Below are 25,636 nucleotides of genomic sequence, written 5' to 3'. Positions count from 1 at the left end.
CTCACGCGTTACTCACCCGTCCGCCACTAAAGTCCGAAGACTTCCGTTCGACTTGCATGTGTTAAGCATACCGCCAGCGTTCATCCTGAGCCAGGATCAAACTCTCCATTGTAATTAAACAAATTCGAGATTTGTTAGGCTCCCGGAACTTGACTTAGTCCCGGTTTTCATTTTTGAAATTTCTAAAGCGGCTCAATTTCGAACCGTCTTAGAAGTTGTTAGTTTCTTGACGAGATTTAATGTTTGGCTTTCAAACTATTTTATTGTCCAGGTTCGGGTGCACTTTTGGATAGCTCTCAATCTAGTTAGGCAGCCAGCGACTCTTTTCAGAAACGAACCTTACTTACAAGATGTGGAAACCACTATATGTAGTAAACGTTCACCGCCGGACCGCTAGATGTGGAGCATCTCCTTGGCACTTATCCAATGTAGCAGACTAAGTAGGAATTGTGTCAAACATTTTTGGAAAAATCAGAAATTTTTTTGAGGCGACGGTTTTACAAGGGTTAGGCGGGGTAGCAGGGTAATCTAGCCCTGAATGATTCGAGTTCTGTCTGTCCGATCGCTGCTGGTAGGGGTTAAACGACGGGGGATAGCTGGATATTCAATTGTTCCTACTCCGGTTGGGGTTTGGTTGCTGATTTGCACGAAGCTAGGGGTGAATAGGAAGACCGTCTCTGCTAAGCGCTCTTGCCGCCCATCGATCGCGTATGCTCCACCTGCAACAAAATCTACCGCTCGCTGAGCGCTTTCTGCATCCATCAGACTGACGTTGAGGATGACGGTTTTGCGTTCTTTGAGGGCTGATACGACTTCGGGAATTTCTTCAAAGGAGCGGGGTTCGACCATCAAGATTTCTGGTTGCCCGATTTCTCGACCGGGCATTCCGACTACATTGTTGGGAGCAACTGAGGTGGTCGAGCTAGGGAAATATTCATCTTGCCAAGTAACTCCGTTGGCTGCTGCTTCGGGTGCATATTCTTCGTATTCCGGCTCGTATACCTGCTCACCTAGTCCCAAAACGTCTGATAAGCGTTGGAAGATGTTCATGGCGGCTTGCCTTTTGAACTAGTTCAGATGTTCTACTTATTGTACGCCGAGAAGTAGAAGTGCCGCCACGATCGAGGGTTAGATTGTTTGAGGCGATCGCTCCCCTCCACCAACTCCGATGATTACTCAACACAGGAGGGCGATCGCCCGCTGCCAATTCTTGCCGCACTTCTATATCTGTATCTGTAACTGAAGCAGAAAGCTTTAAAGCAAATGGCGCACCCTTTTTTGAGGTGCGCCATCTTTTGTTTAGGACAGAACTAAACTTGCTCAAGCAGTTGATTAGCCAACGGAAGGGGTACCTGTTTCGATTGGATCTACAGGTTTGAAGAAACCAAAGTAAGCGGCGATCCCGGCGGCTAGCAGGTTAAACCAAACATTGTTGCCATAGAGAGGCATTACGCCAAAGGTGGTGTTGGTAATAGGTAATAGTCCCATGAGGGCAATCAAGATGTAGGTGATCGCAAAACCGCGAGTGTACAAAATTGCTCCACCAAAGCTGGTATAAGAAGCAATACCTAAAACACCAACTGCAATCCGAACAGCATTGTGCAGATAGTTAGTAGGAAATAACCCAAACAAGTAGCCGTATCCATCACTAAAAGTGAGATTTGGCATATTGAGAGGAGCATCAGGCGTGGCTCCGCCAGGAATTAGCATGAGCGCAGGGACAAAGCCAGCTAGCCCCAAAAGCAGAAATAGAATGCCCAAAGCTAGGGCAACAAAACGTACTTGCATTGAATCACCTCGTAAATTCGATTCTTTTAAATCAGCTTTCAAAGATTTTTGAGTGCTTGAGGGCACCGTTTTCCCGATTTAACTGCATCTAAATTCAGCTTATGGTTTCTAAACTGATGCTTCCTCTTTCAACATAGAGGTGCTTAAAGTCTTGATTCTCCATCTAAAGAAGTAGTGTCTGAGAAAAACAAAAATTAGGTACAACAAGAGGCAACAAAAATTGTTAGCCTCGTAGTTAGTTTTAAACTGATTTGCCTTTGAATCTGAAGGTGATTTAGTGAACGAAAGCTCTAGTTCTCTATCGCTTAAAAGTCTATTAATCTTCAAGCAAAATAAACTTTCAAGGCTTACACTTCTGGACGAAGATGATAGAGAACCTGTCCATAGATTGGGGTTCTTTTAGAAGCGCGTGGAATTAACCTGATTTAAATTATTGGGCGATGGGTGGTAGAGAATCTATAGCTGAGAGTAGCCGCTCGATGCTGGCGTTTGGCTCCAAGAAAGAGAACAGGTGCCGGAAGCGAATTTTGCCAGCTCGATCTAGGACAAACTGAGCCGGGAGGGGTGCACCGAGTGCTTGCCCAACCTGGTACGCTCTGAAAACTCGGCAAGCAGGATCGCTCAACAGCGGCATTTTCAGATGCAAGTCACGGATTACAATTTTGCTCTGTCGCTCGGCTGTGCTAGTAATCATCAGAACTTCTACCCCGCGGCTTTGAAACTGCTCGTAAGCCTCATTCAGGGCCTTGATGTGGGGAAAGCAGAAGGGACAGTACTGCTTTTCGGTAAAGATGCGGGTGAAAGCTAGCACAACTGGGCGATTCAGCGCTTCTGCATCTTCACGACGATTGCCTGTATACTCTGCTAGCCTGACCTGCTGCCCAGTGGTGACGTTGAGCAGTTGAAAGGGCGGAGCCAGGGTGCCAATATTGAAGTGATTGGTTGCGGGAATCGGTAGGAAGTTGTTGAAAAAGCGTTTGTTGAATAAGCCGCTGAAGTCGGTGGAAGTCAGCATGGGTTGAGCCTTTCTTAACTAAACCTAATTTACAGCGGTTTTTAACTCTTGGATTGCTGTTGGAATTGTAAGGAGATTATCGTTCAGGTTGATAGTACAATTGCCCTATGACTGTACTGCTTGATCTGAACAACTGCAATATTTTAGGAATTGACCCAGCGATCGCCAGCATTGGTTTTGGCGCAATTCGGGGTAGTCAGGCGTTGGAGTATGGTGTGATTACGACTCCAGCCAAGGCACCGATGTATGAGCGTCTGAGTCAGATTCGGGCTGACATTCGAGAATTGTGTGACATGGTTAAGCCTGATTTAGTAGCGGTAGAGATGCCGTTTTTTGGACGGGAAAACACCAATGCTACGAAGGTAATGCGGGCTTTAGGCGTGATTGAATTGGCGCTGGGTGACTGGGGAATGACGGATTTAGTGTTTCTGCACCAGTCGCAGGTGAAAGCAGCAGTCGCCCAGTATGGAGCCAGCAAGTTTGAGGTCAAGCAGGCGGTCATGCAGATTTTTGGGCTAGAGAAACCGCCCTCACCAGATGATAGTGCTGATGGGTTGGCGATCGCCTTTGCTGCCCAGTGCGGCGCACGGGCAAATGTAGCTTAGTTAATAATGCTGCGATGATGATGCCATGATGGTTTTTGATGTGGCTGTTAGACATTCACACCAAAAATCATCAATGGTACAAATACGTTTAACGCACGCTCATGCGCTGGCTTCCATTAGTCTGATTCTCTTCGGCTTCTGTAATGCCAAAGACCTGGACGAATACTTTATCGACTTTGTAGCCTGAGTCAATTGACTCTAGTGGGTCTTTGCGGAGACGATGGCGGAGGCACAAGCCAATGACGCGACGGATATCGTCGATGGTAACTTCTGAGCGTCCTTCAAGGGCGGCGATCGCCTTCGCAGCACGGTTGGTCACAATGTCGCCACGCAGTCCGTCTACATCCAGTTCGGCACAGACCTGAGAGATTTTGACCCGCAATTCATAATCCATTGCGACAGATTTTAGCCGTTCTTGAGCACTGACCAGTTTTTCCTGTAGCTCGGCTTGCTGAGGCTGATATTTTTCCAGAAAAGTGGGTGGGTCTTGGTCGAACTCGGAACGCTGTTCTACGATTTGCACGCGCAAGGCGGGTTCTTTGACCGTGCGAATTTCGGCGTGCATTCCAAAGCGATCGAGCAACTGAGGACGCAGTTCGCCTTCTTCGGGATTGCCTGAACCCACTAGGACAAAGCGAGCAGGGTGGCGAATCGAGATGCCTTCACGCTCGACGGTATTCCACCCGGATGCGGCAGAGTCAAGCAATACATCTACCAAGTGGTCATCCAGTAGGTTCACCTCATCGACGTAGAGAATGCCTCGATTGGCTTTAGCTAACAGTCCTGGTTCAAAAGCTTTTACGCCTTCTGCCAGTGCTTTCTCAATATCAATCGTGCCGCAGACGCGATCTTCAGTTGCGCCCAGCGGCAAATCAACCATTTGTACTTTCTTTTTCGCCACCTGGATCGGCAGGTTAGCGGCACTAGTCTGATCGGAATGATCGGTGGATGCTGCCATAAGCCGTTGGCGCACTTCATCGCTCATCAAGTCAGGGTCACTGGGATGGCTGTTGAAGGGATCATCGGCAACAACTTCGATTTCGGGCAACAGGTCAGCTAGGGCACGAATGGTAGTGGATTTGCCTGTGCCGCGATCGCCCATAATCATCACGCCGCCGATTTTGGGATCAATCACGTTTAACAGCAACGCCAGCTTCATTTCCTCTTGACCGACGATTGCTGTGAAGGGAAACACCGCCCGACGAGCGGCTAACTTGGGTGAAGGGGTGGCTGACGCAGTAAGACTCACAGGACTACCTAAGATTGCTAACAAAAGATTAAATCACTGTTTCTCATTGTAAGCGCTCTTTGCACTCAAGCTGAGCTGTGTCAAAGTTCAATGCGATCGCAGCTTAAGTAAACTTAATCCCTACCCAGATTGTCTCAACCTAATCTGAAGAAGTGAGCGCTTCATGGCTTCATCTCCTCTGGGCCGGGGCGAAAGAGTCACTTTAGGAGACGAGCGATGCAGAATGCTGAGCAGGTGCAGTGGTTGCGGCAAAACACGTCGCTAGAGGCACTATCGGATGAAGTGCTGGAGGCGATCGCCGCCGAAATTCAGGAGGAAACCTTTGGGGAGAATCGCCGCTTGGTGCTGGAAGACACTCCACCACTCGCCCTTTACATTCTCAAATCGGGGCGGTTAGAGAGCTACCACACCAGCACTAATAGTCTGGCGAAAGCCACCAGCCTACTGCCAGGCACAGTGTTACATCTGAAAGAACTTCTGCTTGATCAGCCTACTGAGCAGACCGTAATCACCCTGAGTGACTGCATTTTGTGGACAGTTGCGGCTGAGGCATTCAAAGCGTTAGTAGAGCAACATCCAGAAATTTCTCGCACTTTCTCCCGCCAGTTGGCGGCTGAGTTAGATCAGGTTGCCTTTCAGCTTGCCTTTGAGCAAGAGCGGCAGGCAGCGTTACGTCCTTACATTGTGCCAAAGGTGCGACGGGGAGTTGTTGGCTCCAGTCGCTATGCAGTGCGGCTGCGGCAGGACATCAAAAAGGCTGCAGCAGACCGCCAACCCGTGATCATTTTTGGTGAACCGGGGTTAGGTAAAGACAATTCGGCAGCGCTGATTCACTTTGGCTCACGCGATCGCCACCAACCTATCATCAAAATCAACTGTGACACCATCCAGATAAGTGGTGCTGAACTCTTTGGTCGCCAGGGCGGTAAACCCGGACTACTGGAATGGTTAGGCAGAGGGACGCTGATGCTCAACAACGTCCAGGATTTACCCCAAGGATTGGAGGAAAAGCTGATTCGCCTGTTGAAAACCGGGGAATATTTACCTGTCAGCCGGGAAGGAGAGCAAGAACCTGTCCCAAAGCAGGCTAAAGCACGAATCATCCTGACGACAGAGCGATCGCTACCTAAAATCGATCGCAAAAATCTGGTTGGGCATTCGATCAAAGTGCCGCCGCTGCGAGTGCGAAAAGCCGACATTGAAGCACAGGTGAAATACTACATCAGCTTATTTTGCCGCGACAAAGGCTTAGCTCAACCCAAGGTGGCTCCAGAAGCACTGCGACGGCTTCAGGGCTATGACTTTCCAGGCAACCTGACTGAACTGGAAAGCCTGGTAGAACGTGCCCTGATTCAGAGCGATCTCGAAGAGATATCCGCAAGGGGTCGAGCTCCCGTTCTCACCGAAGAAGTATTCTGGTCAACCAGCACCAAAAACAAACGATTCCGATTCAACTTGCTTAACAGCTATCCGCGACTGCGTCAGTTTTTGCGTAGCCCCTGGTGGCCCGACCGGGTCAACTACGGCTTTACTTTGGGCTTCTTTGCCGTCATTGTCGCCATGCTGTTTTTAGGGCCGCAAACTCGTGATTCAAACATTGCCCTGAATCTCTTTTGGGCGTGGTGGTGGCCGTTAATCTTGGTTAGCTTTCCGTTTGTCGGGCGAACCTGGTGCGCGATTTGCCCCTTCATGATTTACGGCGAACTGGCACAAATGATTTCCCTCAAAGTTTTTCCGCGCCAGCTTCAGGCATGGTCAAGGCAACAAGCCGAGAAATGGGGCGGCTGGTTTCTATTTGGGCTATTTGTCCTAATTTTGCTCTGGGAAGAACTGTGGAATCTGGAGAATGTTGCCTACTTATCAGGTTGCTTGCTACTTCTGATTACCGCAGGAGCAGTGGTTTTTTCGCTGCTGTTTGAGCGACGGTTTTGGTGTCGCTATCTCTGTCCGATTGGCGGCATGAACGGAATGTTTGCCAAGCTCTCGATGATTGAGTTGCGGGCGCAGCAGGGAATTTGCTCAGCGACCTGCACCACCTATCAGTGCTACAAAGGCGGTCCGCAAAAAGGTGAAGGACTGGAAACAGGCGGCTGTCCGATTTATTCCCACCCGGCTCAACTTCAGGAAAATCGGGACTGCGTTCTATGCATGACCTGCCTTAAAGCCTGCCCCCACCGATCAGTAGAGCTAAACTTGCGTCCCCCTGGCATTGAGTTATGGACAACTCACGAGCCAACCCGTCACGAAGTCGCGCTGCTGTTTCTATTATTTGGCGCTGTATTTTTGCACCGCTTGCCAGAGATTTCAGCCCGTTTGAGTTGGTCCCTTGACTTGGAGAATTTTGGCATCCATGCAGGAGTGTCGATTCTGGCGCTGTTGGTGCCAGTGACGATCGCCCTCACCGCCCAGTTTTTAATTCGCCTCTTCAACCGCAATTGCAAACCCAAATCTTTTGTAGAACTGGCTTATGGGTATTTGCCGTTGGTTCTAGGGGGCAGTTTGGCACACTATCTGCGGTTGGGATTAAATGAAGCAGGACGGGCAATTCCAGTAACGCTTGCAACCTTTGGCTATAGCGGTGGTGGAATGGCAATCGCCGTCGCAGATCCCGCCGTGCTGTCATTTCTACAGAGCGTGACGCTGATTGTTTCTGTTTGGCTAAGCGTCATCCTGACTCAGAAAATCGCCCGTCAACCGTTCATCAACCTGTTGCCCCAACATTTAGCGACCGTGGCGATCGGTTCGCTTTTGTGGAAGATCATTGTTGGCTGGTAAATTGTCGGCTTGTAAAGACAACTGGTAAATGTCGGCTGGTAGAAATGCGCTCGCCTATGCTCGTCGCCACATTTGCCTGATCATTCCAGGCAGGAAGCCTGTTACTTCGTCGATGCGCTCTTGAGACAACTCGGCTTTGACGGCTGAAAAGACTGCAGCGATTACCACTTCTGGCTCTACCCCATTGGACAAGCCTGCTTCCTGGCGAATCCGGAACAGAAAGGTTTCCGGCTCAATTACTAGCGGTGGACGAACGCGGCTGAGGAATCGAACGAGGGGATTGGTGTCTCTCCAGAGGTCAACTACATCGTTTTGCAGAGCTTTGTCTTTGGTGGCGACCCCTTGCGGGTATCCCTTCGCAATCGCCTCTCCTTGAAGCTCAGCCGCTACTCGGTCAGAAACTTCTGTAGGCATCATGTCGCGCATCGTGCGAAACACAACCTCAGCGATGTCTCTAGCATCGTACAAATCTTCAAGCTCGCCCCGCACCATCACCTTTTTGAGGAACGACGTTGCTGCAACTGGAGTGGACTCAGAAGTTGAATTTGAAACTTTAGATAAACCAGTGGATGGTGAATTCATATTTCTTTGCAAAACTTATTTTTTCTTTACATGCTTCACCATAACGCCTTATCCCTGACAACGCAAATCGCCCCAGCAAAAGCCAGGGCGATTGTTAGGTTGCGATTAGACAGTTAGATGCTACGCTTCCTGCCACATTTGCTTAATTTCGCCAGGCAAGAAGTTAGCGACTTCATTAATCCGCTCTTCTGAAAGCTCGTCTTTGGTGGCTGAAAAAACTGCCTTAATTGCAGTTTCAGGTCCTACACCTCTAGGTAAGCCCGCTTCCTGATTAATCCGAAACAGGAACGTCTCAGGCTTGATTTCCAGGGGCGGACGAATTTTGCTGAGGAAGCGCACGATTGGATTGGTGTCTTGCCATAGTTCTGCCACCTCGTTTTGCAAGGCTTTGTCATCAGTTGGCAGAGCTTCTTCGTGCAGTTCAGAAGTGACTCGGTCAGCGGCTTCGGTAGTCATCATGTCGCGCATGGTACGGAACACGACCTCAGACACATCTCTTGCGTCAAACACATCCTCTAGGTTGCCCTTCAGCATCACCTTTTCGAGGAAAGGCATATTCTCCTGGACAATCGGTACAGAGGGTCCTTTGCTCAAGGCTGCAGGCGGATTTGCCTCCATTTTTTCCAGCAGCTTGCGTCCCTTGTCCGTCAGCTCTGCCCGCTTGAACTCAATCAGGTGAGGCAGTGGGCCATCCGGTGCGCCAAAGGTATTGGCAATACGGATATCTACTTCACCAGGATTGAGCGCATCGGGTACGTCTTCCTGATTGCCGTAGGCGTTGCCGCTAAATTCGGCGTTGATGTAGTGTTTCTGATTTAGGTAGTCTAGATGTCCGAGCAGATCTGTTTCGGTTACTGATCTACCTGCCAGGTCGCCAGGGGTTAGCCTTACTTCGTGCTTTCCTTCTGACTGGGTATCTCCTTCGCTAATTTTTTTAAGCAAGATAAAGGCGACATCTTCTCGTAAAGCAATTGTCATAAAAAAATCTCCCGATGAGTTCAACTTAAAGCAGGGTGGCGACCCCTTGCGGGTATCTCTTCGAGATCGCCATTCAAAAGGGCAAATCCGAAATCATCAGATCCTCAATTTTTATTGACCCTGTCAAAATTGAACATAGTCTGGTCCGATCCCTAACGACATCTGCTACAGGGCACAGACCCAAAGAAGGAGAGGGTAGAGCTTAAGTCTGTGGGCTGTGTTGCATTTGATTGAATCTCACTGCTTGTAGTCGTGAAATCGGTTAAGCATAGAGTGGTTTTTAACCTATCGAGCCTGTCCTATCGAGCCTGTATTGATGTCCTTTGAAATTCCTACCGAACCTGCACCGACAGAGGATTCTTTAGAATCGGCTCTCCCTTTAATTGAGGAGCCTAAAGAGGAATCTGAGCTTGATCCGTTTCTGATCAGCCAAACAATTTTGAAGCTGACCGTACCAATCGCGGCGCATCAGGATGTTCCAGAAGAGGCTCCCTCTGAGGCGACATCTGTTCCTGTCGCTTCGACTCAAGTTTTGGAGGCAATGCAGCGATTGGTAAACATGATTAAGGATTTGCGATCGCCCAAAAGCGGCGAGTCGCCCGATGTACCCCAAACGCCTGAAGCCTTGGCTCCGTATTTGGTTGAAGAAGCCTATGATGTGCTAGAAGCGATACAAAAGAACTACTTTGAGCTGCCCCAATCAGACTCCATTGGCTTGGTGGAAGGAGGCGATCGCTGGCAAAGCTACTTTCTAATTTCAGACCTGGCTCCCTGGCTGCTCTGGTGCATTGCTCGCAGCAGCCATGAGGTAATGCGACTGCTTGAAGGCATTCCTGCCAAAGCCTTTAAGCTAGGGCAAGGTTGGCGCACTGGAATTATCCGCCTGGTTGCGACGCTAGACACAAAAATTCCTGAACTGTCTGCATACCTAGATCTGACAACCTTCCAGGTCAACCAGTCTTTGCTTCCATCCGATACGATGATTCAATCGGACCAGTACAGCGCTTGTCAACAACCAACTTGGCTTGCTGGATTGCTGCCAGATTTGACTCAACACATTACAGCAACAACCCCTTCCATCAGCCGATTTTTTGCAGGCGCTGAAGTAGACGCTTTAGCACCAAACCACAACTGGCAGTCTGGACTGATCCAACTTCAGCTTGGGTTTGAATTTATCGCAACCGACGCGACCGTTTTTGCAGACTTTGCGGAGGCTTCTGACGCAGAGGCAGCCGCTCTTCTCCCCCCAAACGCTACCGAAGCAGCATCCCTTTCTTCAGACTCAAGCCACCTCCAAATCAAATTCACCCATTCAGATTGGCTAGAAAAATACTCCAAGACCCTACTTCAACAACAGCTTGCTAGTACCATCCAGCAGTTACCCACATTCCGAGCGGCAGGTGAAAAAAATCGGAACCTTTCTTCTCAAAGCCTGATTCCGCTGATCGTCAAAGATGCCTGCGACCTGGTAGACCTGCTGCAAACCTCTCCTGCACTATCAAGCCACTCTTTACAGCAAGAAGTTGAACTGACCGCCTTAACTCACCAACTGCTCTGGTCCTTTAGCCGAGGTGCCTATGAAGTGATGCAGCTGATGGGTGGCATTCGCGTCAATCTGCTTCAACCCGAATGCCCCTGGGAAACAGGTACCCTGCGTCTGTTAGCCAGCCTCAACAGCAAGACTCCAGAGCAAGACTGGCAACTCGATATAACGACCGGACAGCCTCCCCAACCGCACATTTTTCCACTTGCCCGCAATGTGATCGTGCAGTCTCATCAGAGTCACTGGTGTGAACGACCCGATGCGCTGGAGCAGCTAGAAACAAAGCTGATGCAGGTACTAGAACAAGCTGCCCCAGACTTGCTCCTGTTTCTAGAAGGAACAGACATAGAGGTACTAAGCGAGAATCAGCAAGGGGAACCTGGCGCGATTCAACTCAATGTCGGCTTTGAGTTCGTTCCTGACCTGAACTACAGCGCCTCTAGATAGACGGATAAACCTAGAAGACGCACTCTTTGACACTTGTTACTAATTGTGACGTTTGAGCGCTTTTGAGCCAGGGTCTTTCCTTGGGGTGATGATTGAACAACTGGCGTATCTCTAGCATAATCCCACATCCTTTATTGAAGGTTTGAATGAGTTATGCAATCTCCTAGTCAAGCTGTAGACCAGTCGAAGGATCGTCCTCGTGATCCCAGGAATCGGGAAGTAGTTTATGCTGCTGCCGATCCGCAAAACGGGAACCTGGCGACTCCGATTAATGCTTCAGACTTTACAATGGCGTTTATTAACAACCTGCCTGCCTACCGTAAGGGTTTATCTCCCTTGCGACGAGGTTTAGAGGTGGGAATGGCTCATGGTTATTGGATCCTCGGTCCTTTTGCGAAGCTGGGGCCACTGCGTGATACAGATATTGCTAACCTGTCGGGGCTACTTTCAACCGTTGGGCTGATCGTGATTTCAACGCTCGCTATGTCGCTGTATGCCAGCAGCAACCCGCCCAACCCAACTCAAACCATTACAACCCCCAGACCTCCTGAGGCTTTTAACCATTCCGAGGGTTGGAATGAATATGCGAGTGGGTTCTTAATTGGTGGAATTGGCGGTGCAGCTTTTGCTTATCTGCTGCTGCTGATCATTCCATCTTTTAGCAACTTCCTGGGCTAACCCTGGTCTTGCTTTGTTGCTCAATCCTTGTAACTTCCTAAATTCTCCATCCTAGAAAGTTGCTCATTTCGAAGCTCTAGTTTCCTTGTCTCTAATTGCAAGAAGCTGGAGCTTCTTTTGACTCGTTCCTGAGCTGGAATTGGGAAACCAGGAAAGCCTTGTAACCGTATGCGTTCCATCAGCCTGACTCTTATTGGTGCGAATCTTGAGGACGTTGGAGCAAATTCAGCAGTCCAGTTCCCAGGGCGACTGCGGCAGCAACGTAAAATACGGGCGGCAACCCGGCATATTTCCAGACTGGTCCTAGTACCAACGGTGAGATAAATTGTCCGAGCGAGTTACAACCTGTGCCGATCGCCAACACGCTAGAGCGCAGTTCTGAAGGTGCTTGATCTGCTAGACGGTCGTAAACGTTGGGCACAACTACCCCAAACCCCATGCCAAATAAGACGGCTGTTGGCATAATCCATTCCAACTGATCCAGGAAGGGAATCGTTGCCAGCGTTAGAGACATCAGCGTAAAACCGAGTGCGATCGCCCGCTCTGTTCCCATAGCCTTAGCCAACCGACTTGCTAGCAGCGCTGAAACGATCGCCGCTCCAATTGCTCGGACTGCCAAAACACTTCCATTCAGTAAAGGTGTTGCTCCGATTGCTTCACGCAGATACAGCGGCGTGTAGATTACCACCGAGTAGACAACCGAAGCTGCCAGAGCCAGCGTTAGATAAAGCTGCAAGGTGCGAGGCTGGCGCAAGATTTGTAGTAGCTGTTGGGTTTGATTAGCGGGAATAACGGAAGATTGTCCAGATTGCCCTTCCTTTAGCAGTACAGCGGCGATCGCTGCCAACGGCAACCCAAACCCGTAAAGATAAAACGCATACTGCCAGTGATGTTGCCCGACCCAGCCGCCTATCAGCGGAATCAAAATGCTGGCTGTAGTCATAGCGCTCGTGGCATAACCCAGAATGCGCGATCGCGCGTCTCCTTCATACATCGTCCCTAGTAAGCCAATGGTTGCTGCCGCGACCGCACCACTCGCAGCTCCGAGCAGGGCACGAGTTGCCAGCAGCGGCAGGAAACTTTGCATCCAGGCTCCAGCAGTTCCGAATATTGCATATAGCACCAGACCCGGAATCAGCACCTTGAGCTTGCCAATGCGATCCGAGAGAATGCCAAACAGCGGTGTGCAGACGGCGATCGCCAACGCGTGCATACTCACCAACAAACCCGCCCAGCGAGGGTCAAGCTGAAGCTGCTGCACAATCTCAGGCAGCACTGGTGAGACGATACCGCCCGTCATCGTAGTCAGGCAGCCCGCAGCCAACAACACCAGTAGTTTTGGCAGTTGCTTTGAAGCCATCAGCTTAGACAACGGCCTTGCGGGAGCTTTACGAACAGGCAACATAAAATTACTTAGAATTCAGAAACTTCTCAACACCACATAGATCGAGACTTACGCACCCTGCTTGGTACTGCGCTCCACACTGTGCCAGTTTGTCAAGCTGCTAACTAGGTGGGTCAGCCTCACAAAAATTCCGGCAAAACAAAATCAGGACGTGATCCACAGATCGTCCTCTTTACAAAGTTGCACATGGCGTCCACATTTTCTAGCCATAGCTTTATAAGCTGGCTAATTCTAGGGAAGTTGGCACAATCTGCACTAAAGAATGACCACTTTTCATGCTGTTTGGGTGAATACCGAAGCAGCAATGTATTGAGGAATAGATTGACTTATGAAAGGATTAAAAGTCTAGAGTGCGTTTCTATTCATCCATCGCTAAGTAGCAATATAAGCTCAATATCTAGACAGCGGTTAGTAGCAGGGGGAAAGCAGAATAGATGGAACTGGCGACAACGTTGAAGGGGCAGACCGTCCGGAACATTATCCGGGAAGTCGGTATCAATGCAAACCATTGGTATCCTGCGGGTTGGGCAAACCAACTCAAGCCAGGACAGGTGATGCCGCTGGTCGTCTGGAAGCAGGCGATCGCCATCTACCGAGACACCGACGGAGAGCTTCACGCACTCGAAGACGCTTGCCCACACCGGGGTGTAGAGCTACACAAAGGCAAAGTTCACGGTAAGCATCTCGCCTGTAGCTATCACGGTTGGGAGTTTGATGGTAGCGGCAGTTGCGTTAGCATTCCCTACCTGCCAAGCGGACAAAAGCTTCCCTGTGCTGAGGCGCGCAGCTACCCAGTGCAAGAGAAATATGGCTTGATCTGGGTGTTTCCGGGTGATCCTCACCGTGCCGAGACGCATCCTCTTCCTTCAGTGCCAGAGTACGACCAGCCAGAATGGTTGATGGTGCCTGTAACAGCTCACTTCAACGCCCACTTCTCGATCTGTAACGAGAACGCGATGGATGTGTTTCACGGCTTTTTGCACCAAGAGCTTCAAGGCTGGTTTGACCCAGTGCTGCTGAACTTGAAAGAGACAGAATCCGCAATCTGCGCCGATTATCAGGTTTCCTATAAAGGGCGACTGGCAAAATTTTTGGGATTGAGCGATCGCGCCGATGAGGTCACCACGCTGCCAATCTCAATTCAGTATCGCTATCCCCACTATTCCAGTTCGCTCCAAGGAATCTCTGCGCTTTACCTGATGCGGCTACCCGTTGGCCCAGTCGAAAGTCGCTCGTTCGCTCTATTTTTCTTTAAAGTCAAGGTGCCTCAGTGGTTGCCCCGCCCGGTCAAATCGTTGCTCAGTTGGGTGATTCAAAACTTTATGCTGCAACGCTTCCTCGACCAGGACATTGAAATGATGGAAAGCGAACAGCGGATTTACCTGGAAAACCCTAACCGCCGCTACGTCGAGATCAATCCGGCAATCATCGCTCTTCAGCGATTAATCATCCGGCAGTATGAGCAATTTATGCAACAATCAAGTCAATCATCCAGTCAATTACAAAGTGGTCGAAACGGTGATTCCCACAAGTCTATCTCTTTGTCCAAAGCGGCGATTTCAGGTCAGGCCGAACAAACCTCGGAAAATTGAGCTTGGATGAAGATAACTGTACTAACGCTATCAGCCATGCTTGCCAACTTCTGGCAGAGTCATAGGTGGCTCTTCAATTTATACCGAAGGTCGCCAAGCAATTGGGTTCAATGTCACAATCACGGTTGTGAATGTCTCTTGTCATCTCGCGTTGACTTCAGATCGGGGTAGCGCACCCTACCTGACCGATCTGCTGTTAAGCCAGAGGCAAAAAGCTACCTAAAGAAACTAAGGTGAGGGGAGTTTACTGTGCAAGTTATTAAGGAATACGTTCAGCGTTGGTACGAAAGTGGGCTTGACCCTGATGAATATATTTGTCACGGCAAGCAGGGCAACTTAGTTGAAATTGAGGAGGCTGACACGGGCAAACGCCGCACTGTTCTCACTTTCTGCACCAACGACGTGTTGGGACTAGTTCAAAATGAAGCCGTTCAAAAAGCTGCTATTGATGCAATTTTGAAGTATGGCACTTCTAATAGTTCGACTTCGGTGTTGAGCGGTCGGATTGACCTGCACCGCCAGCTCGAAGATGAAATTTCAGCATTTAAACATTTACCCTATACGCAGCTATTTCTCAATGCTTGGATGGCGATGCAGGCATTAATGGATGCCTTCTGCCACCTGGCAATTCCGGTGCCTGGCTTTCAGCATACACGCGAAACGCTGATTCTAACTGATGTGTTAAACCATGGTTGCATTGTGTCAGCGATCGCCAATGCTGGCACCCGCTCCGGTAAGCTGTTTGGGCATAGCCCCCGCGTTCGGGTACGGGCTTACCGCCACTGTGATATGGAAGACCTCAGCCGCAAGCTCCAGCGATATGCCCGTCCAGATGACCGGATATTGGTGGTGTCTGACGCAGTCTTTTCAATGGATGGCGACATCGCCCCGTTGCCCGACATGCTCAGCATTATGCAAAACTACGAAGGTAGCGTTTTGCTGATGGATGAAGCCCATGCTAGCGGCGCACTTGGCGCGACAGGTCGAGGCATCTATGAGCATTTTGGGTTATTGCCACAACAGGCGATCGAGCGGGGCGTTGTGCCGCTGATCATGACAACTTTCTCTAAGTTTGCGGCTTCTGCCGGAGCCGCGATTAGCAGCCATGTTGCCGAGCTAAAGCCGTTGCTCAACGTTTCACCCACCTCAATTGGCACTATTTCGCTGCCCCCTCCAACGACTGCTGCTGCGTTGGAGAGCATCCGTCAAGTGGTGAAGACTCCAGAACTAGTAGAGCGGTTGCAGGAAAATACTCAGTATCTGCGATCGCGCCTGGAGGAAAATGACTTTATGGCGATCGGTGAAACTAACGTGCTTCCAGTACTGCTGCCACCCGAGCTTAATCCTAAAATCTTTGCCAGAAAGCTGATGAACGATCACGGGGTGTGGGTGTCACCCATCTGGTTTATCGCCAAGCCTCGAGTTCGGATTACCGTTAACTCGCTGCATACCCGCGAAGAAATGGATCGTCTGGTTACCAGCATGGTAGCAACGCGAGAAGTACTGTACAAACCTACTATTAGTGCGTAAGTCCAGGCATTAAATTAGCATGAACAGTAGGGTGGGCAATGCTCACCCTATTTGCTTCTAGAAGGGGCGATCGCCCCTCGACTAGAATATTTTCTCCTGACAAGCTAAATTTATTGCTTTGTTACCTTTCTTGTCCCATCCTCAGTTGCTTGTGAGACATTGGGTATTAGAGAAGGGAATCTACTTCGCCGCCCGCTATGAGTTTGTGCATCAACCCCCGCTGTCTTCAGCCCGACCACCCTGGCAATGACGGCAATCAATTTTGCCAAAGCTGCGGCTCTGATCTGATTTTGCAGGGACGCTATCGGGTCATGCGACTGCTGAGCGACAAGAGCGGATTTGGCAAAGTTTATGAAGCCTTTGAGCGTAGTACACCCAAAATCCTCAAAGTCCTTAAAGAAAGTCACAGCACCAATCCCAAAGCGGTAACGCTGTTTCAGCAAGAAGCCGTCGTCTTGAGCCAACTTCAGCATCCCAGCATTCCGCAAATCGAGCCAGATGGATACTTTCAGTTTTTTCCAAGAAACGCTGTAGAGCCGCTGCACTGCATCATCATGGAAAAAATTGATGGGCCAAATTTAACCCAGTGGATGCGGCAACAGGGCAATAATCCCATTGGTGAAAAGCAGGCTGTTAACTGGCTTCAGCAGATAGTAGGAATTTTGCACCTGGTTCACAGCAAAAATTATTTTCATCGCGACATCAAGCCCGAAAACATCATGCTGCGCTCTAGCGGTCAGCTTGTGCTGGTTGATTTTGGTGCAGCCAGAGAGATGACCTATACCTATCTGGCTCAGCTTGGTGGCACCAGTGGTGTGACCCGCATCAGCTCTGCTGGCTACACACCACCTGAGCAAGAGCAGGGGCAAGCAGTTCCTCAGTCGGATTTCTACGCGTTGGGGCGCACCTTTATTTATCTGCTAACAGGCAAGCAGCCAACTGACACTGGCATTTATGATTCGCTCCAGAATGAATTTCACTGGCGTAATCATGCTCCCCACATTTCGCCACAGCTAGCCGGACTGATTGATCAACTCATTGCTCCTAGAGCCGCCGATCGCCCCAAAGACACGCAAGAAATTTTGGCTCGACTGTCACAAATTTCTCAGGAAGTTGCTGGCGGCGCATCTCACCCTTCTCACGCTTCAATGGGAGGAGCAGCCCTGTCGCCTCTGAGTATTCCAACGGTGTATCAGTCGCCACCCAAGTCGAGAACTTGGCAATGGTTGAGCGGCGGGCTACTAATTTTGCTGTTGGGAGGAGGTGGATATTGGCTCTGGCAGTCTCGTCAATCTTTTCCTTTAATTGCCAATAGCCAGAGAGTGGAAAATCAGGCGATCGCCATTACCCGCACTTTCACAGGGCACTCCAGCTTTGTCAACAGCCTGGTTCTCAGTTCCAATGGGCAAACCCTAATTAGCGGCAGTGCTGACAAAGCGATTAAAATTTGGAACTTTAACACGGGCGAGGAAATCCGCACGCTGACTGGACATTCCAGCTTTGTAAATCGATTAGCGGTAACACCGGACGGACGCCTTCTCGTCAGCACCAGTGCCGACCAGATGATTAAAATCTGGGAGATTGCGACGGGTCAGGAACTTCGCACCCTCGCCGGACACACTAGCCCCATCGATGCACTGGTGATTACACCAGATGGACACCATTTAATCAGTGGCAGTGTTGACCAAACGATCAAAATCTGGGAGATTGCGACGGGTCAAGAACTTCGCACCCTCACCGGACATGCTAGCTCGATTAATGCGCTGGTCGTTACTCCAGATGGGCAACGGTTAATTAGCGGGGGTGCCGACAAACTGATCAAAATCTGGGACATCAATACAGGTGAAGAAATCAGCACGTTGACAGGACATGACAGCTTTATCAATGCGCTGGCAATCAGCCCAGATGGGCAGTTAGTCGCTAGCGGCAGCGCTGATAAGACCATTAAAATTTGGAACGTGGAAACAGGTGAAGCAGTTCGCACGCTGACAGGACATTCAGGTTATGTGAATGCTCTGGCAATTAGTCCAGATGGGCAAACGCTGGCTAGCGGCAGTGCTGACCAAACGATCAAGCTGTGGGATTTCAACACGGGTGAAGAAATTCGCACGTTGACGGGCTATGGCACTCACATCAATTATTTTGTAATTAGCCCAGACTGGAGTGAAATGGCCAGCGGAAGCGATCGCCCCGTCATTTCTGTTTGGCGCTTACCGGAATAATTGAGATGCAAAATTGGGCAATTAGAGGCAAGTCTTTTGAATGGGGGATACGCACTTATCTGATGGCAGTGCTAAACGTCACGCCCGACAGCTTTAGCGATGGGGGACAGTTTAATACGCTAGAGACGGCGATCGCCCAAGCCACTCTTTTGCTTGAATCTGGAGCCGACATTTTAGATATTGGCGGACAGTCTACTCGTCCTCAAGCTGACCAAATTTCCCTGGAGGAAGAACTTAACCGGGTCATACCTGTAATTCAGGCGTTGCGTTCTGGTGCAGCGGGGGATGCTGTTCGGTCAGCGCCGATTTCAATTGATACTACCCGTGCCGCAGTTGCTCGTGCTGCGGTTCGGGCGGGAGCTGACGTGGTGAACGATATTTCTGGCGGCACCTATGATGCTGAAATGCTGCCCACCGTTGCAGAACTGGGTGTTCCCGCGATTCTGATGCATATTCGCGGCAACTCCAAGACAATGCAGCAGATGATAGACTACCGGGATTTAATCGGCGAGATTTGCCAGTTTTTACAGAAGCAAGCGGATCTAGCGATCGCCCAGGGCATTTCCCCTAGCAACATTGCTCTTGATCCAGGCATCGGCTTTGCCAAAACAGGCGCTCAAAATCTGGAGATTTTGAGACGACTGCCAGAAGTGCGATCGCTGGGCTACCCGCTGCTGGTAGGAACCTCCCGCAAAAGCTTTATTGGTCACATTCTGAATCAACCCGATCCACAACAACGGGTTTGGGGAACGGCAGCCACCTGCTGTGCGGCGATCGCTGGCGCTGCTGATATTCTCCGAGTTCACGATGTGAAGGAGATGCATGAGGTTTGCCAAGTCGCGGATGCAATTTGGCGATCCTAAGTTTCTATACGGTAGAACCTTTAGGAAGGGCTGGATCCGTTGCCACTACCACCATTGCCATTTGAACCATTGGTATCAGGCTCAATGATAGGTTCAGGCACAATCAACTCAGACATTGCCTCAGTTAGGGCTTTCGGGTCCATGAAAATGATCTTAGAGTTGTTGCTCTGTCCGAGCCTATAGTTAGCATCTACATATTTTTGCGCCACGAGATACTGCAACACAGCATGAGTGTTGTTCTGAGACTTGAGGGCATTAGAAATTAGCTCAATCGATTGCACCGTTCCTTCTGCTTCGGAAATTGCTGCCTGCTTTTCACCTTCTGCTTCAAGGATTGCTGCCCGCTTCTTACTTTCGGCTGCTCGCTCTAGCTCCAGCGATTCACGTACCGTTTCGGGTAGGGTAATATTTTGAACTTCAATGCGGGTAACTTTCACGCCCCAAGTTGCAGTTGCTTCATCTAACTGTTGCAGCAAAATCTGGTTGATTTGACTTCTAGAAGCGTAGGTTTGCTCTAGCTCCATCCGTCCAATCTCAGAACGCAGACTGGTAATAACCAGGTTCATCAATGCTTTGCTGATGTCTTCAACTGCGTAGTAAGTCTGCTGTAGCTCCAGGATACGCCAGTACATCACCGCATCCACCAGCAGCGTAATGTTGTCTTTAGTGATGGCCTCCTGCGGGTCAATGTCGAGAACTTGCTCACGGGTTGTATCTTCCCAAACGATCGTATCTAGCAGAGGAACAATGAAGTTTAACCCCGGCATGAGTTTGCGGTGATAGCGCCCCAACCGCTCGACCAGCGCTTCATTTCCCTGGTTGATGATTTTTACAGAGCCGACCGTATAGCCAATAATGAGCAGAGCAAGTGCAGCAAGAATTGACTGCATAGGGATCATCTCCTGAGGGGTATCGCCTGCCAAAATGAACAAGCGCTGAGTTACACACAATTAGCCCATCGTGTCTAGCCCATACTGTTAATTTATACTGTTTGATCGTAAATATGGCTATCAGGAAAGGTTGCAGGTAGAACAATTAACGTATTGCCATGACGACCCACGACATTTACGGTTTCTCCAACAGCGATTGTCATGTCCGAGATCTGACAGCGAGCATTCCACAGAGATCCTTGATAGGCAACCGTGCCAACTCCACCACTAGGAATTGGTGCTGAAACTTCAGCTTCGGTGGTGGGCGTAAGGTCTTTCGCTTCTCGCGGCACCATGCCCTGCATCACTACGGCTAGCGCAACTGCGAGCACTCCCCACAGCAGTAGCTGTACGGTGAAAGAGGTAATAGTCAAGGCGGCGATCGCCGTAATAATGGCAGCAATTCCTAACCCCGCGAGGCTAGGTTCTCCAACCAACATTCCTAACCCAAGGAAAACTAAACCGCTCAACAACCATAAGGTGTGAGTTTCTAAAGCCGATATCAAATCAATAATATCCACCGCAGCCCCCATTCCCTTTTAGCGAGTCTGAAGGATGTCTGCCAGAAAGCAAACCCACTAGATTCCTTACATGAAGTAATAACTTGACTTAAGTTACGCAAATCAATTCATGCCGGAAACCTAGCAGAGCAACTGCTTCAAATTGGTTAGACACACACCCTTACAATTAATTTTTTTTAACTGTATGTAAATACAGTGTACCTAGCTAGAATTACGGTTTTCGAGAGGACGTGACAGATTCAAAATTGCTTGCGCGGTCTTATTTTTGACGGGTTGGAATTTCGATCAAGAATTCGGCTCCCTGCCCTGGAGCTGAATTGCAGGTCAGACAGCCACCGTGCCTCTCCACCACAATTTGATAGCTAATCGATAGACCCAGTCCTGTTCCAGCACCCACAGGCTTGGTAGTAAAAAAGGGATCAAACAACTGCTTTCGGTGCTTTAAAGCAATTCCTGGGCCGTTGTCTGAGATGCGAATGGCGATGCGATCGCCACACACAACATCCGTTTGAATCTGAATCACAGGAGGGATATTAGGCACAGAACGCTTTTTGATTCCCTTAATTTCTATGTCTAGCGCATCAATAGCGTTGCTAATGATGTTCATAAACACCTGATTAAGTTGCCCTGCATAGCACTCCACCAGGGGCAAATTGCCGTAACGCTTTATCACCTGAATGCCTGGATAGCCAGCATTAGCTTTGAGCCGATGTTGCAAGATCAGCAGCGTACTGTCAATGCCTTCGTGAATATCGACAGGTTTCTTTTCAGCCTCATCCAGACGAGAAAAGTTTCGCAGCGAGAGGATGATTTGACAGATGCGATCGGCTCCTAGCTTCATCGAGGCAATCATCCGGGGCAAGTCGCTGACGATAAAATCTAGATCGACCCGGCTGATCTCCGCCTGAATTGCTGGAATCGGGTCGGGGTAGTGCTGTTGATAGAGCCGCAGCACGTTCAGCAAAGTTTGCGTATAGTCGCTGGTGTGGGCAATGTTGCCGTAGATGAAATTGACGGGATTGTTGATTTCATGGGCGACACCTGCAACAAGCTGCCCCAAACTCGACATTTTTTCAGTTTGAATCAATTGTGTCTGCGTTTGCTGAAGTTCGCGCAGAGTCTGCTTTAGCTCCTTTGCTTTGGCTTGAGCCTGAGCAGCGGCGGATTGGCTGCGCTCGTATAGTTCTGCCTGGTCGAGGGCGATCGCCAACTGCGTGGCGACCGACTGCAACAGTTCCACTTCATCGTCGCTCCAGGGACGCGAATAGCCACAGTGAACGCAAGTCAAAATCCCTAACTTGCCAGAACGAGTCTGCACTGGACAGGTGAGATGAGAGAAATAGCCCTGCCGAATAAACCGATCTTGCATGGTTGGATCAAGCAGAGTATCAGTCCTGACATCATCGACTCGCACCGTTTCAAATCGACTCAACGCCCACAGATAAGGCGTATCCGTATCTTCAATCGGATATCGACCGATGACGCTAGGCAACCTTGAGTCACGCGCCTCATAGGTCAAGTCAAAGTGAGGATTTTGGGGGTCCGGGCAGTACCAGACAAAGTTGCAGCGATCGCTCGCTAGCAGATTGCGAATCTCGTGTACTGTCGTTTCTAGAATCGTGTCCAGGTCAAGCGAGTTGCGGATTTGGTTTGCCAGATGGTTGAATAACGCTTCTCGCTGTGCCAATTCTCGAAAGCGGGATTCGCTTTGCTGGAGCATTTTTTCTGCCCCTTTGCGGTCGGTGACATCTTCCATCGTGCCCAAGATGCCGATAACATTGCCCCTTGCATCACGAATGGGAATTTTGCTCGTCTCGCGCCAGATATTTTCCCCATTTGCCTGCCGTCGTGACTCCAACAGCCGCACCTGGGGAATGCCTGTTTCCATAATTCGGCGATCGCACTCCCGGTAAAACTTTGCTTCGGACTCCGTCCAGGGTAAATCGAAGTCAGTCAGCCCTAGTACGTTTTCGGGTTCGCCCACACCCACTAGTTCAGCCCACTTGCGATTGCAGCCGAGGTAAACCAGATTTCTATCTTTCCAAAAAATGCACTGAGGAATGTTGTCTAACACGAGTTGCAGCAGAGCCGTGCTTTTGCTCATCTCTACGAGCTGCTGGTCGGCAGACTTTTCAACTAAGGCGCCATTCGCGTATTGATTAGACGGAGACCCTGACTCACGAGAATTAGCACAGGAGCGTGGGTTGGCGATCGCCCGCCCTACACTAAATACGCGCACAACTGCCCCAGCCGCATCTAAAACAGGTGTGTAGACCGTTTCGTAGAACCGAGTCCCTTCTGCTAACGGCACCTCGTGGGTAAATTGCAGCGGTTTATTTTGGCTAAAAACTTGCTGGAGGGCGATCGCCACCTGTGAAATGACCAGGCGTAGACAATGTGGGTCGAGCAATGAGTTTGACTGCTCTCGATTGACCCAGTTCAACCATTGCAGAACTGTCCTACCCATCAGGGCAGCAGGCTGTAAACCCAACAAAGCAGCGCCAGCAGGGTTTACGGCGACACAGCGAGTCTCCGAGTCATACTCTATAAATGCGTCTGTGGATTGTTCTAGAAATGCTTGCAGATAATCAACTGGTCTGACTAGCTCTCCACCCGGCAGATTGAAAGTCATGATGTTACGCGCAGGAAAAAGCCAAATTCAGGAGGTTCACACAACTTGTCTCGCCCACTCTCGATTCAAGCGGGAACAGCAAATGCTTGTAAGATCAGCACCCCTAGAAGTTTTAGATGCAGCCAGTGACGACAAAAGGAACTTTAATTATAGATTGGCGATCGCCAATCTCATCACGATTTTGGTCATTCGTTTTAGCTGTGTGCCACTGGTCATTGGCTACAACTGCCACTCCTGTCCAATGCGTTTAAGTAAAACCTATTAAAGGTTTTCAACGTAAGTCTGTAGTGATCAGCACATCAAACTATCGTTTATCCGTTTTTCGGGTTTTTCGGGCAAGATTATGGCGATTTAGCCGAAATAGCTGACTGCCCGCCAGCGGCAAATCTCTGGGCAAGATAAACATAACCAGCGGCAACCGAATAAACAAACAGCCGACACTGCTGCGACAGCCCGTTTCAATATAGACATTTTCTTGCTGCTTAGGCAGAGTTGCTGCAACCAGTTGTTCCAGGGGCAGTGCTGCCATCTTCAGCCAGTTCGATAGGTTTTCGGGAAGCTGCGTGTTGAACCGCAGTCGCAGATCCGGGGTCGAAAAAGACTGCACATAGGCAGGCGACAAAAAGGGTCTGTAGCGGTCCGCTTCAGGAGTCATCTGTTTCACAAATGACAGACTAACGCCTCGCAAAAGTTGACGCAGCGGCTCCGTTTCTTCGCCCCGCCGCTCTCGGACAAATAGACTTTCGGTTAAGTCATGGTTGAGGTTGTCGGGGTCGCCAATGCTCAGATGAGTACCGCCGATCGCCGTCAACAGGTACTTGGGTGACTGAATCTGAGCAAAGGGCAAGATTTGTTGGCTGACTGCAGGCGTAATCGAATCGTCAGTTCCCGTCAAAATTAGGGTAGGAACGGTGATCTCACCCAGGCTAGCCTCCGCAAACATGCGCCCCATTACCGGATTGAGGGCAATGATTTGAGCAATGCGTGGGTCTTCAAAATCAGTTTGGCTGTTGGGGTCTAAATCTGCCGCTGTACATTGCAGCCAATCTGCTGGAGATAGCCCAACCGGACTGCGCCCATCACAAAACTGCTGCAAATGCTCCAGGTCTAATTCTGCCCCCGCCAGCGCCAGCGCCGTGTAGCCACCCAGCGAATGACCAATGATCGTGGCTCGTTCGGTGTTGAGCCGTCCACGGAGCAGAGGCGAATAACGATTCAACCGCTCCAGTTCGTCGAGCAGGAAGCTAACGTCCAGGGGGCGATCGACAAATTCACTTGGAGGCAAAATGTCAGCCAGGTTGCCACTGCCCATTTCACCCATCGTCAGCCCGGTCAACCAGGCGACGTTGCTGCCCGGATGCTCTAAGGCAGCAACAACAATGCCGTGAGAGGCTAGATGCCGAGCCAGATACCCCATGAAGCGGCGATCGGCACCAAAGCCATGAGACATGATCACCAGCGGTCCTATCACATCACGATTCCAGTAGAGGTCTACTGGAATCGTGCGCGATCGCTCATAATCGTGAAATGTTAGAGTCTGCTGCCGCACCCAATAGTCTCCGCCAACAGTGGGGTCAAAGGGCGGCTGAAATGGCTCCGTTTCAACGGTGAGTTCCCGCTCCAGGATGGTGCTGAGGGCCTGGCTTTGCCAGTAGGGAAGGTTCATCTGAGAAGCCAGGGCGATCGCCGAACTACCATCAACCACTACCGTTTCCGCTGGGTAGGCCCGCAAAAAGCCCAACAAGCTCAGCCCATCCACCTGCTGTGCTGCCACAACGAGCGCTGCCTCAAGGTCTTCTACTGTGCTGTTAGGAATTGCCACCTCCAGCGTGCTTAAAAGCCGCTGTCCGGCAGAAGAATCCAACAAATCATCAACCAGGCGATCGCCTACATCTGGATCTAGCTGAATTCGGCTGTTGAGAGCCTGCCGCACATCTTCAGTCAACAGCGGTGTATAGAGGCTTAGACTGGGCGGAATTTCTCCAGTAGCGGCAAATTCTTCTAGGTCGCTAATTGTCACTGATTGTTCAATCGGTCCCAGACGTACCGTTAACCGTTCAGCGGACAAACCCGGAGACGCTACGCCACACCCCAGCATCAGCGCTAAGCCATATCCCAGTCTTTTGATATGCTGCATCCGTTGAGCGGGCGAAGGCGACTTTTGGGGTAAGGTTCTGAGCAGAGTAACCAGACGGCTGCGTCTGAATTTCACTAAGAGAGAAGTAGACTGATGCTGGAGTGAATTCACGGAACTTTACTCAAAAGCGGGACAGTGCAGCGAA

At 50.1% G+C, this 25,636-nt stretch carries 21 protein-coding genes and 1 rRNA gene; 9 read left to right on the top strand and 13 right to left on the bottom strand.

Translation table 11 applies throughout. The annotated features are described in order from the left end of the window. The 5 genes from H6G00_RS12495 to H6G00_RS12475 all read right to left on the bottom strand — a co-directional run. Positions 1-112, bottom strand: a 16S ribosomal RNA gene (locus H6G00_RS12495); the annotation flags it as partial. A 416-nt stretch (positions 113-528) separates the two neighbouring features. Then, a complete protein-coding gene (gene sepF, locus H6G00_RS12490; RefSeq protein ID WP_190641596.1) occupies positions 529-1,050 on the bottom strand; it encodes a cell division protein SepF in 522 nt (173 codons plus the stop codon). Next, positions 1,007-1,324 carry a hypothetical protein gene (locus H6G00_RS12485; RefSeq protein ID WP_190796970.1) on the bottom strand — a complete coding sequence of 106 codons (318 nt, stop codon included), beginning with the start codon at positions 1,322-1,324 and terminating at the stop codon, positions 1,007-1,009. The genes sepF and H6G00_RS12485 overlap by 44 nt, the downstream gene beginning before the upstream one ends. Positions 1,325-1,332: 8 nt before the next feature. Next, positions 1,333-1,788, bottom strand: a complete 456-nt coding sequence (locus H6G00_RS12480) for a DUF4383 domain-containing protein (RefSeq protein ID WP_190796969.1) — start codon at positions 1,786-1,788, stop codon at positions 1,333-1,335. A 430-nt stretch (positions 1,789-2,218) separates the two neighbouring features. Beyond that, positions 2,219-2,803, bottom strand: coding sequence for a redoxin domain-containing protein (locus H6G00_RS12475; protein WP_190680863.1), 585 nt, complete (start codon positions 2,801-2,803; stop codon positions 2,219-2,221). A gap of 107 nt (positions 2,804-2,910) precedes the next feature. Between H6G00_RS12475 and H6G00_RS12470 the strand changes: the two genes are divergently transcribed. Continuing rightward, positions 2,911-3,408, top strand: a complete 498-nt coding sequence (locus H6G00_RS12470; protein ID WP_190680861.1) for a crossover junction endodeoxyribonuclease RuvC — start codon at positions 2,911-2,913, stop codon at positions 3,406-3,408. 88 nt (positions 3,409-3,496) lie between these two features. Here the strand turns inward: H6G00_RS12470 and bchI are convergent, their stop codons facing one another. After that, positions 3,497-4,657 carry a magnesium chelatase ATPase subunit I gene (gene bchI / locus H6G00_RS12465; RefSeq protein ID WP_190641600.1) on the bottom strand — a complete coding sequence of 387 codons (1,161 nt, stop codon included), beginning with the start codon at positions 4,655-4,657 and terminating at the stop codon, positions 3,497-3,499. Positions 4,658-4,873: 216 nt separating this feature from the next. Between bchI and H6G00_RS12460 the strand changes: the two genes are divergently transcribed. Beyond that, the gene (locus H6G00_RS12460) at positions 4,874-7,432 is read left to right on the top strand and encodes a sigma 54-interacting transcriptional regulator (protein ID WP_190796968.1); all 2,559 of its coding nucleotides are present in this window, start codon (positions 4,874-4,876) and stop codon (positions 7,430-7,432) included. A 54-nt stretch (positions 7,433-7,486) separates the two neighbouring features. Here the strand turns inward: H6G00_RS12460 and H6G00_RS12455 are convergent, their stop codons facing one another. Next, on the bottom strand, positions 7,487-8,014 hold the full coding sequence (locus H6G00_RS12455) for a DUF2267 domain-containing protein (RefSeq protein ID WP_190796967.1): 528 nt from the start codon (positions 8,012-8,014) through the stop codon (positions 7,487-7,489). A 120-nt stretch (positions 8,015-8,134) separates the two neighbouring features. Continuing rightward, positions 8,135-8,992 (bottom strand): DUF2267 domain-containing protein, encoded by an 858-nt coding sequence (locus H6G00_RS12450; RefSeq protein WP_190641603.1) that lies wholly within the window; start codon positions 8,990-8,992, stop codon positions 8,135-8,137. Between the two features lie 316 nt (positions 8,993-9,308). Here H6G00_RS12450 and H6G00_RS12445 point away from each other — a divergent pair, with 316 nt between their 5' ends. Together H6G00_RS12445 and H6G00_RS12440 are read left to right on the top strand one after the other, a co-directional pair. After that, positions 9,309-10,982, top strand: a complete 1,674-nt coding sequence (locus H6G00_RS12445; protein WP_190796966.1) for a hypothetical protein — start codon at positions 9,309-9,311, stop codon at positions 10,980-10,982. Positions 10,983-11,135: 153 nt separating this feature from the next. Next, entirely contained in the window at positions 11,136-11,660 is a 525-nt protein-coding gene (locus H6G00_RS12440; RefSeq protein WP_190641605.1) for a photosystem I reaction center subunit XI, read from the top strand. A 190-nt stretch (positions 11,661-11,850) separates the two neighbouring features. Here the strand turns inward: H6G00_RS12440 and H6G00_RS12435 are convergent, their stop codons facing one another. Continuing rightward, on the bottom strand, positions 11,851-13,020 hold the full coding sequence (locus tag H6G00_RS12435; protein WP_190796965.1) for an MFS transporter: 1,170 nt from the start codon (positions 13,018-13,020) through the stop codon (positions 11,851-11,853). A 479-nt stretch (positions 13,021-13,499) separates the two neighbouring features. Between H6G00_RS12435 and H6G00_RS12430 the strand changes: the two genes are divergently transcribed. From H6G00_RS12430 to folP, 4 genes are all read left to right on the top strand, one after another. After that, entirely contained in the window at positions 13,500-14,657 is a 1,158-nt protein-coding gene (locus tag H6G00_RS12430) for an aromatic ring-hydroxylating dioxygenase subunit alpha (protein ID WP_190796964.1), read from the top strand. A 249-nt stretch (positions 14,658-14,906) separates the two neighbouring features. Further along, positions 14,907-16,187 (top strand): aminotransferase class I/II-fold pyridoxal phosphate-dependent enzyme, encoded by a 1,281-nt coding sequence (locus H6G00_RS12425; protein WP_190796963.1) that lies wholly within the window; start codon positions 14,907-14,909, stop codon positions 16,185-16,187. A gap of 197 nt (positions 16,188-16,384) precedes the next feature. Continuing rightward, positions 16,385-18,409 (top strand): serine/threonine-protein kinase, encoded by a 2,025-nt coding sequence (locus H6G00_RS12420; RefSeq protein ID WP_190796962.1) that lies wholly within the window; start codon positions 16,385-16,387, stop codon positions 18,407-18,409. 5 nt (positions 18,410-18,414) lie between these two features. Further along, the gene (gene folP / locus H6G00_RS12415; protein WP_190796961.1) at positions 18,415-19,272 is read left to right on the top strand and encodes a dihydropteroate synthase; all 858 of its coding nucleotides are present in this window, start codon (positions 18,415-18,417) and stop codon (positions 19,270-19,272) included. A gap of 20 nt (positions 19,273-19,292) precedes the next feature. On the opposite strand, the gene H6G00_RS12410 is transcribed toward folP, so the two are convergent. The 3 genes from H6G00_RS12410 to H6G00_RS12400 all read right to left on the bottom strand — a co-directional run bounded on the left by H6G00_RS12410 (position 19,293) and on the right by H6G00_RS12400 (position 23,354). After that, on the bottom strand, positions 19,293-20,162 hold the full coding sequence (locus H6G00_RS12410) for a stomatin-like protein (RefSeq protein ID WP_190641610.1): 870 nt from the start codon (positions 20,160-20,162) through the stop codon (positions 19,293-19,295). Between the two features lie 92 nt (positions 20,163-20,254). Then, positions 20,255-20,722: an NfeD family protein gene (locus tag H6G00_RS36095; protein WP_190641611.1), complete on the bottom strand. Its 468-nt coding sequence runs from the start codon at positions 20,720-20,722 to the stop codon at positions 20,255-20,257. 259 nt (positions 20,723-20,981) lie between these two features. After that, positions 20,982-23,354, bottom strand: coding sequence for a PAS domain-containing protein (locus H6G00_RS12400; RefSeq protein WP_190796960.1), 2,373 nt, complete (start codon positions 23,352-23,354; stop codon positions 20,982-20,984). On the opposite strand from H6G00_RS12400, the gene H6G00_RS12395 reads away from it, so the two are divergent. Continuing rightward, on the top strand, positions 23,353-23,619 hold the full coding sequence (locus tag H6G00_RS12395; RefSeq protein WP_190796959.1) for a hypothetical protein: 267 nt from the start codon (positions 23,353-23,355) through the stop codon (positions 23,617-23,619). The two genes, H6G00_RS12400 and H6G00_RS12395, sit on opposite strands and share 2 nt — an antisense overlap. A 39-nt stretch (positions 23,620-23,658) precedes the next feature. On the opposite strand, the gene H6G00_RS12390 is transcribed toward H6G00_RS12395, so the two are convergent. Next, entirely contained in the window at positions 23,659-25,602 is a 1,944-nt protein-coding gene (locus tag H6G00_RS12390) for an alpha/beta hydrolase (protein WP_199318448.1), read from the bottom strand. Positions 25,603-25,636: the final 34 nt, after the last annotated feature.

The sequence above is a fragment of the Leptolyngbya sp. FACHB-541 genome (assembly GCF_014695875.1).
Lineage (GTDB): Bacteria > Cyanobacteriota > Cyanobacteriia > Elainellales > Elainellaceae > JAAUTN01.
This window is presented reverse-complemented; position numbering and strand designations above follow the sequence as displayed.

What these genes read in the sequence shown, in the direction of transcription:
- sepF (WP_190641596.1), bottom strand. Translation starts at nt 1,050, where the DNA reads ATGAACATCTTCCAACGCTTATCAGACGTTTTGGGACTAGGTGAGCAG.
- H6G00_RS12480 (WP_190796969.1), bottom strand. Translation starts at nt 1,788, where the DNA reads ATGCAAGTACGTTTTGTTGCCCTAGCTTTGGGCATTCTATTTCTGCTT.
- H6G00_RS12475 (WP_190680863.1), bottom strand. Translation starts at nt 2,803, where the DNA reads ATGCTGACTTCCACCGACTTCAGCGGCTTATTCAACAAACGCTTTTTC.
- H6G00_RS12470 (WP_190680861.1), top strand. Translation starts at nt 2,911, where the DNA reads ATGACTGTACTGCTTGATCTGAACAACTGCAATATTTTAGGAATTGAC.
- H6G00_RS12460 (WP_190796968.1), top strand. Translation starts at nt 4,874, where the DNA reads ATGCAGAATGCTGAGCAGGTGCAGTGGTTGCGGCAAAACACGTCGCTA.
- H6G00_RS12455 (WP_190796967.1), bottom strand. Translation starts at nt 8,014, where the DNA reads ATGAATTCACCATCCACTGGTTTATCTAAAGTTTCAAATTCAACTTCT.
- H6G00_RS12450 (WP_190641603.1), bottom strand. Translation starts at nt 8,992, where the DNA reads ATGACAATTGCTTTACGAGAAGATGTCGCCTTTATCTTGCTTAAAAAA.
- H6G00_RS12445 (WP_190796966.1), top strand. Translation starts at nt 9,309, where the DNA reads ATGTCCTTTGAAATTCCTACCGAACCTGCACCGACAGAGGATTCTTTA.
- H6G00_RS12440 (WP_190641605.1), top strand. Translation starts at nt 11,136, where the DNA reads ATGCAATCTCCTAGTCAAGCTGTAGACCAGTCGAAGGATCGTCCTCGT.
- H6G00_RS12435 (WP_190796965.1), bottom strand. Translation starts at nt 13,020, where the DNA reads ATGGCTTCAAAGCAACTGCCAAAACTACTGGTGTTGTTGGCTGCGGGC.
- H6G00_RS12430 (WP_190796964.1), top strand. Translation starts at nt 13,500, where the DNA reads ATGGAACTGGCGACAACGTTGAAGGGGCAGACCGTCCGGAACATTATC.
- H6G00_RS12420 (WP_190796962.1), top strand. Translation starts at nt 16,385, where the DNA reads ATGAGTTTGTGCATCAACCCCCGCTGTCTTCAGCCCGACCACCCTGGC.
- folP (WP_190796961.1), top strand. Translation starts at nt 18,415, where the DNA reads ATGCAAAATTGGGCAATTAGAGGCAAGTCTTTTGAATGGGGGATACGC.
- H6G00_RS12410 (WP_190641610.1), bottom strand. Translation starts at nt 20,162, where the DNA reads ATGCAGTCAATTCTTGCTGCACTTGCTCTGCTCATTATTGGCTATACG.
- H6G00_RS12395 (WP_190796959.1), top strand. Translation starts at nt 23,353, where the DNA reads ATGATGTTACGCGCAGGAAAAAGCCAAATTCAGGAGGTTCACACAACT.
- H6G00_RS12400 (WP_190796960.1), bottom strand. Translation starts at nt 23,354, where the DNA reads ATGACTTTCAATCTGCCGGGTGGAGAGCTAGTCAGACCAGTTGATTAT.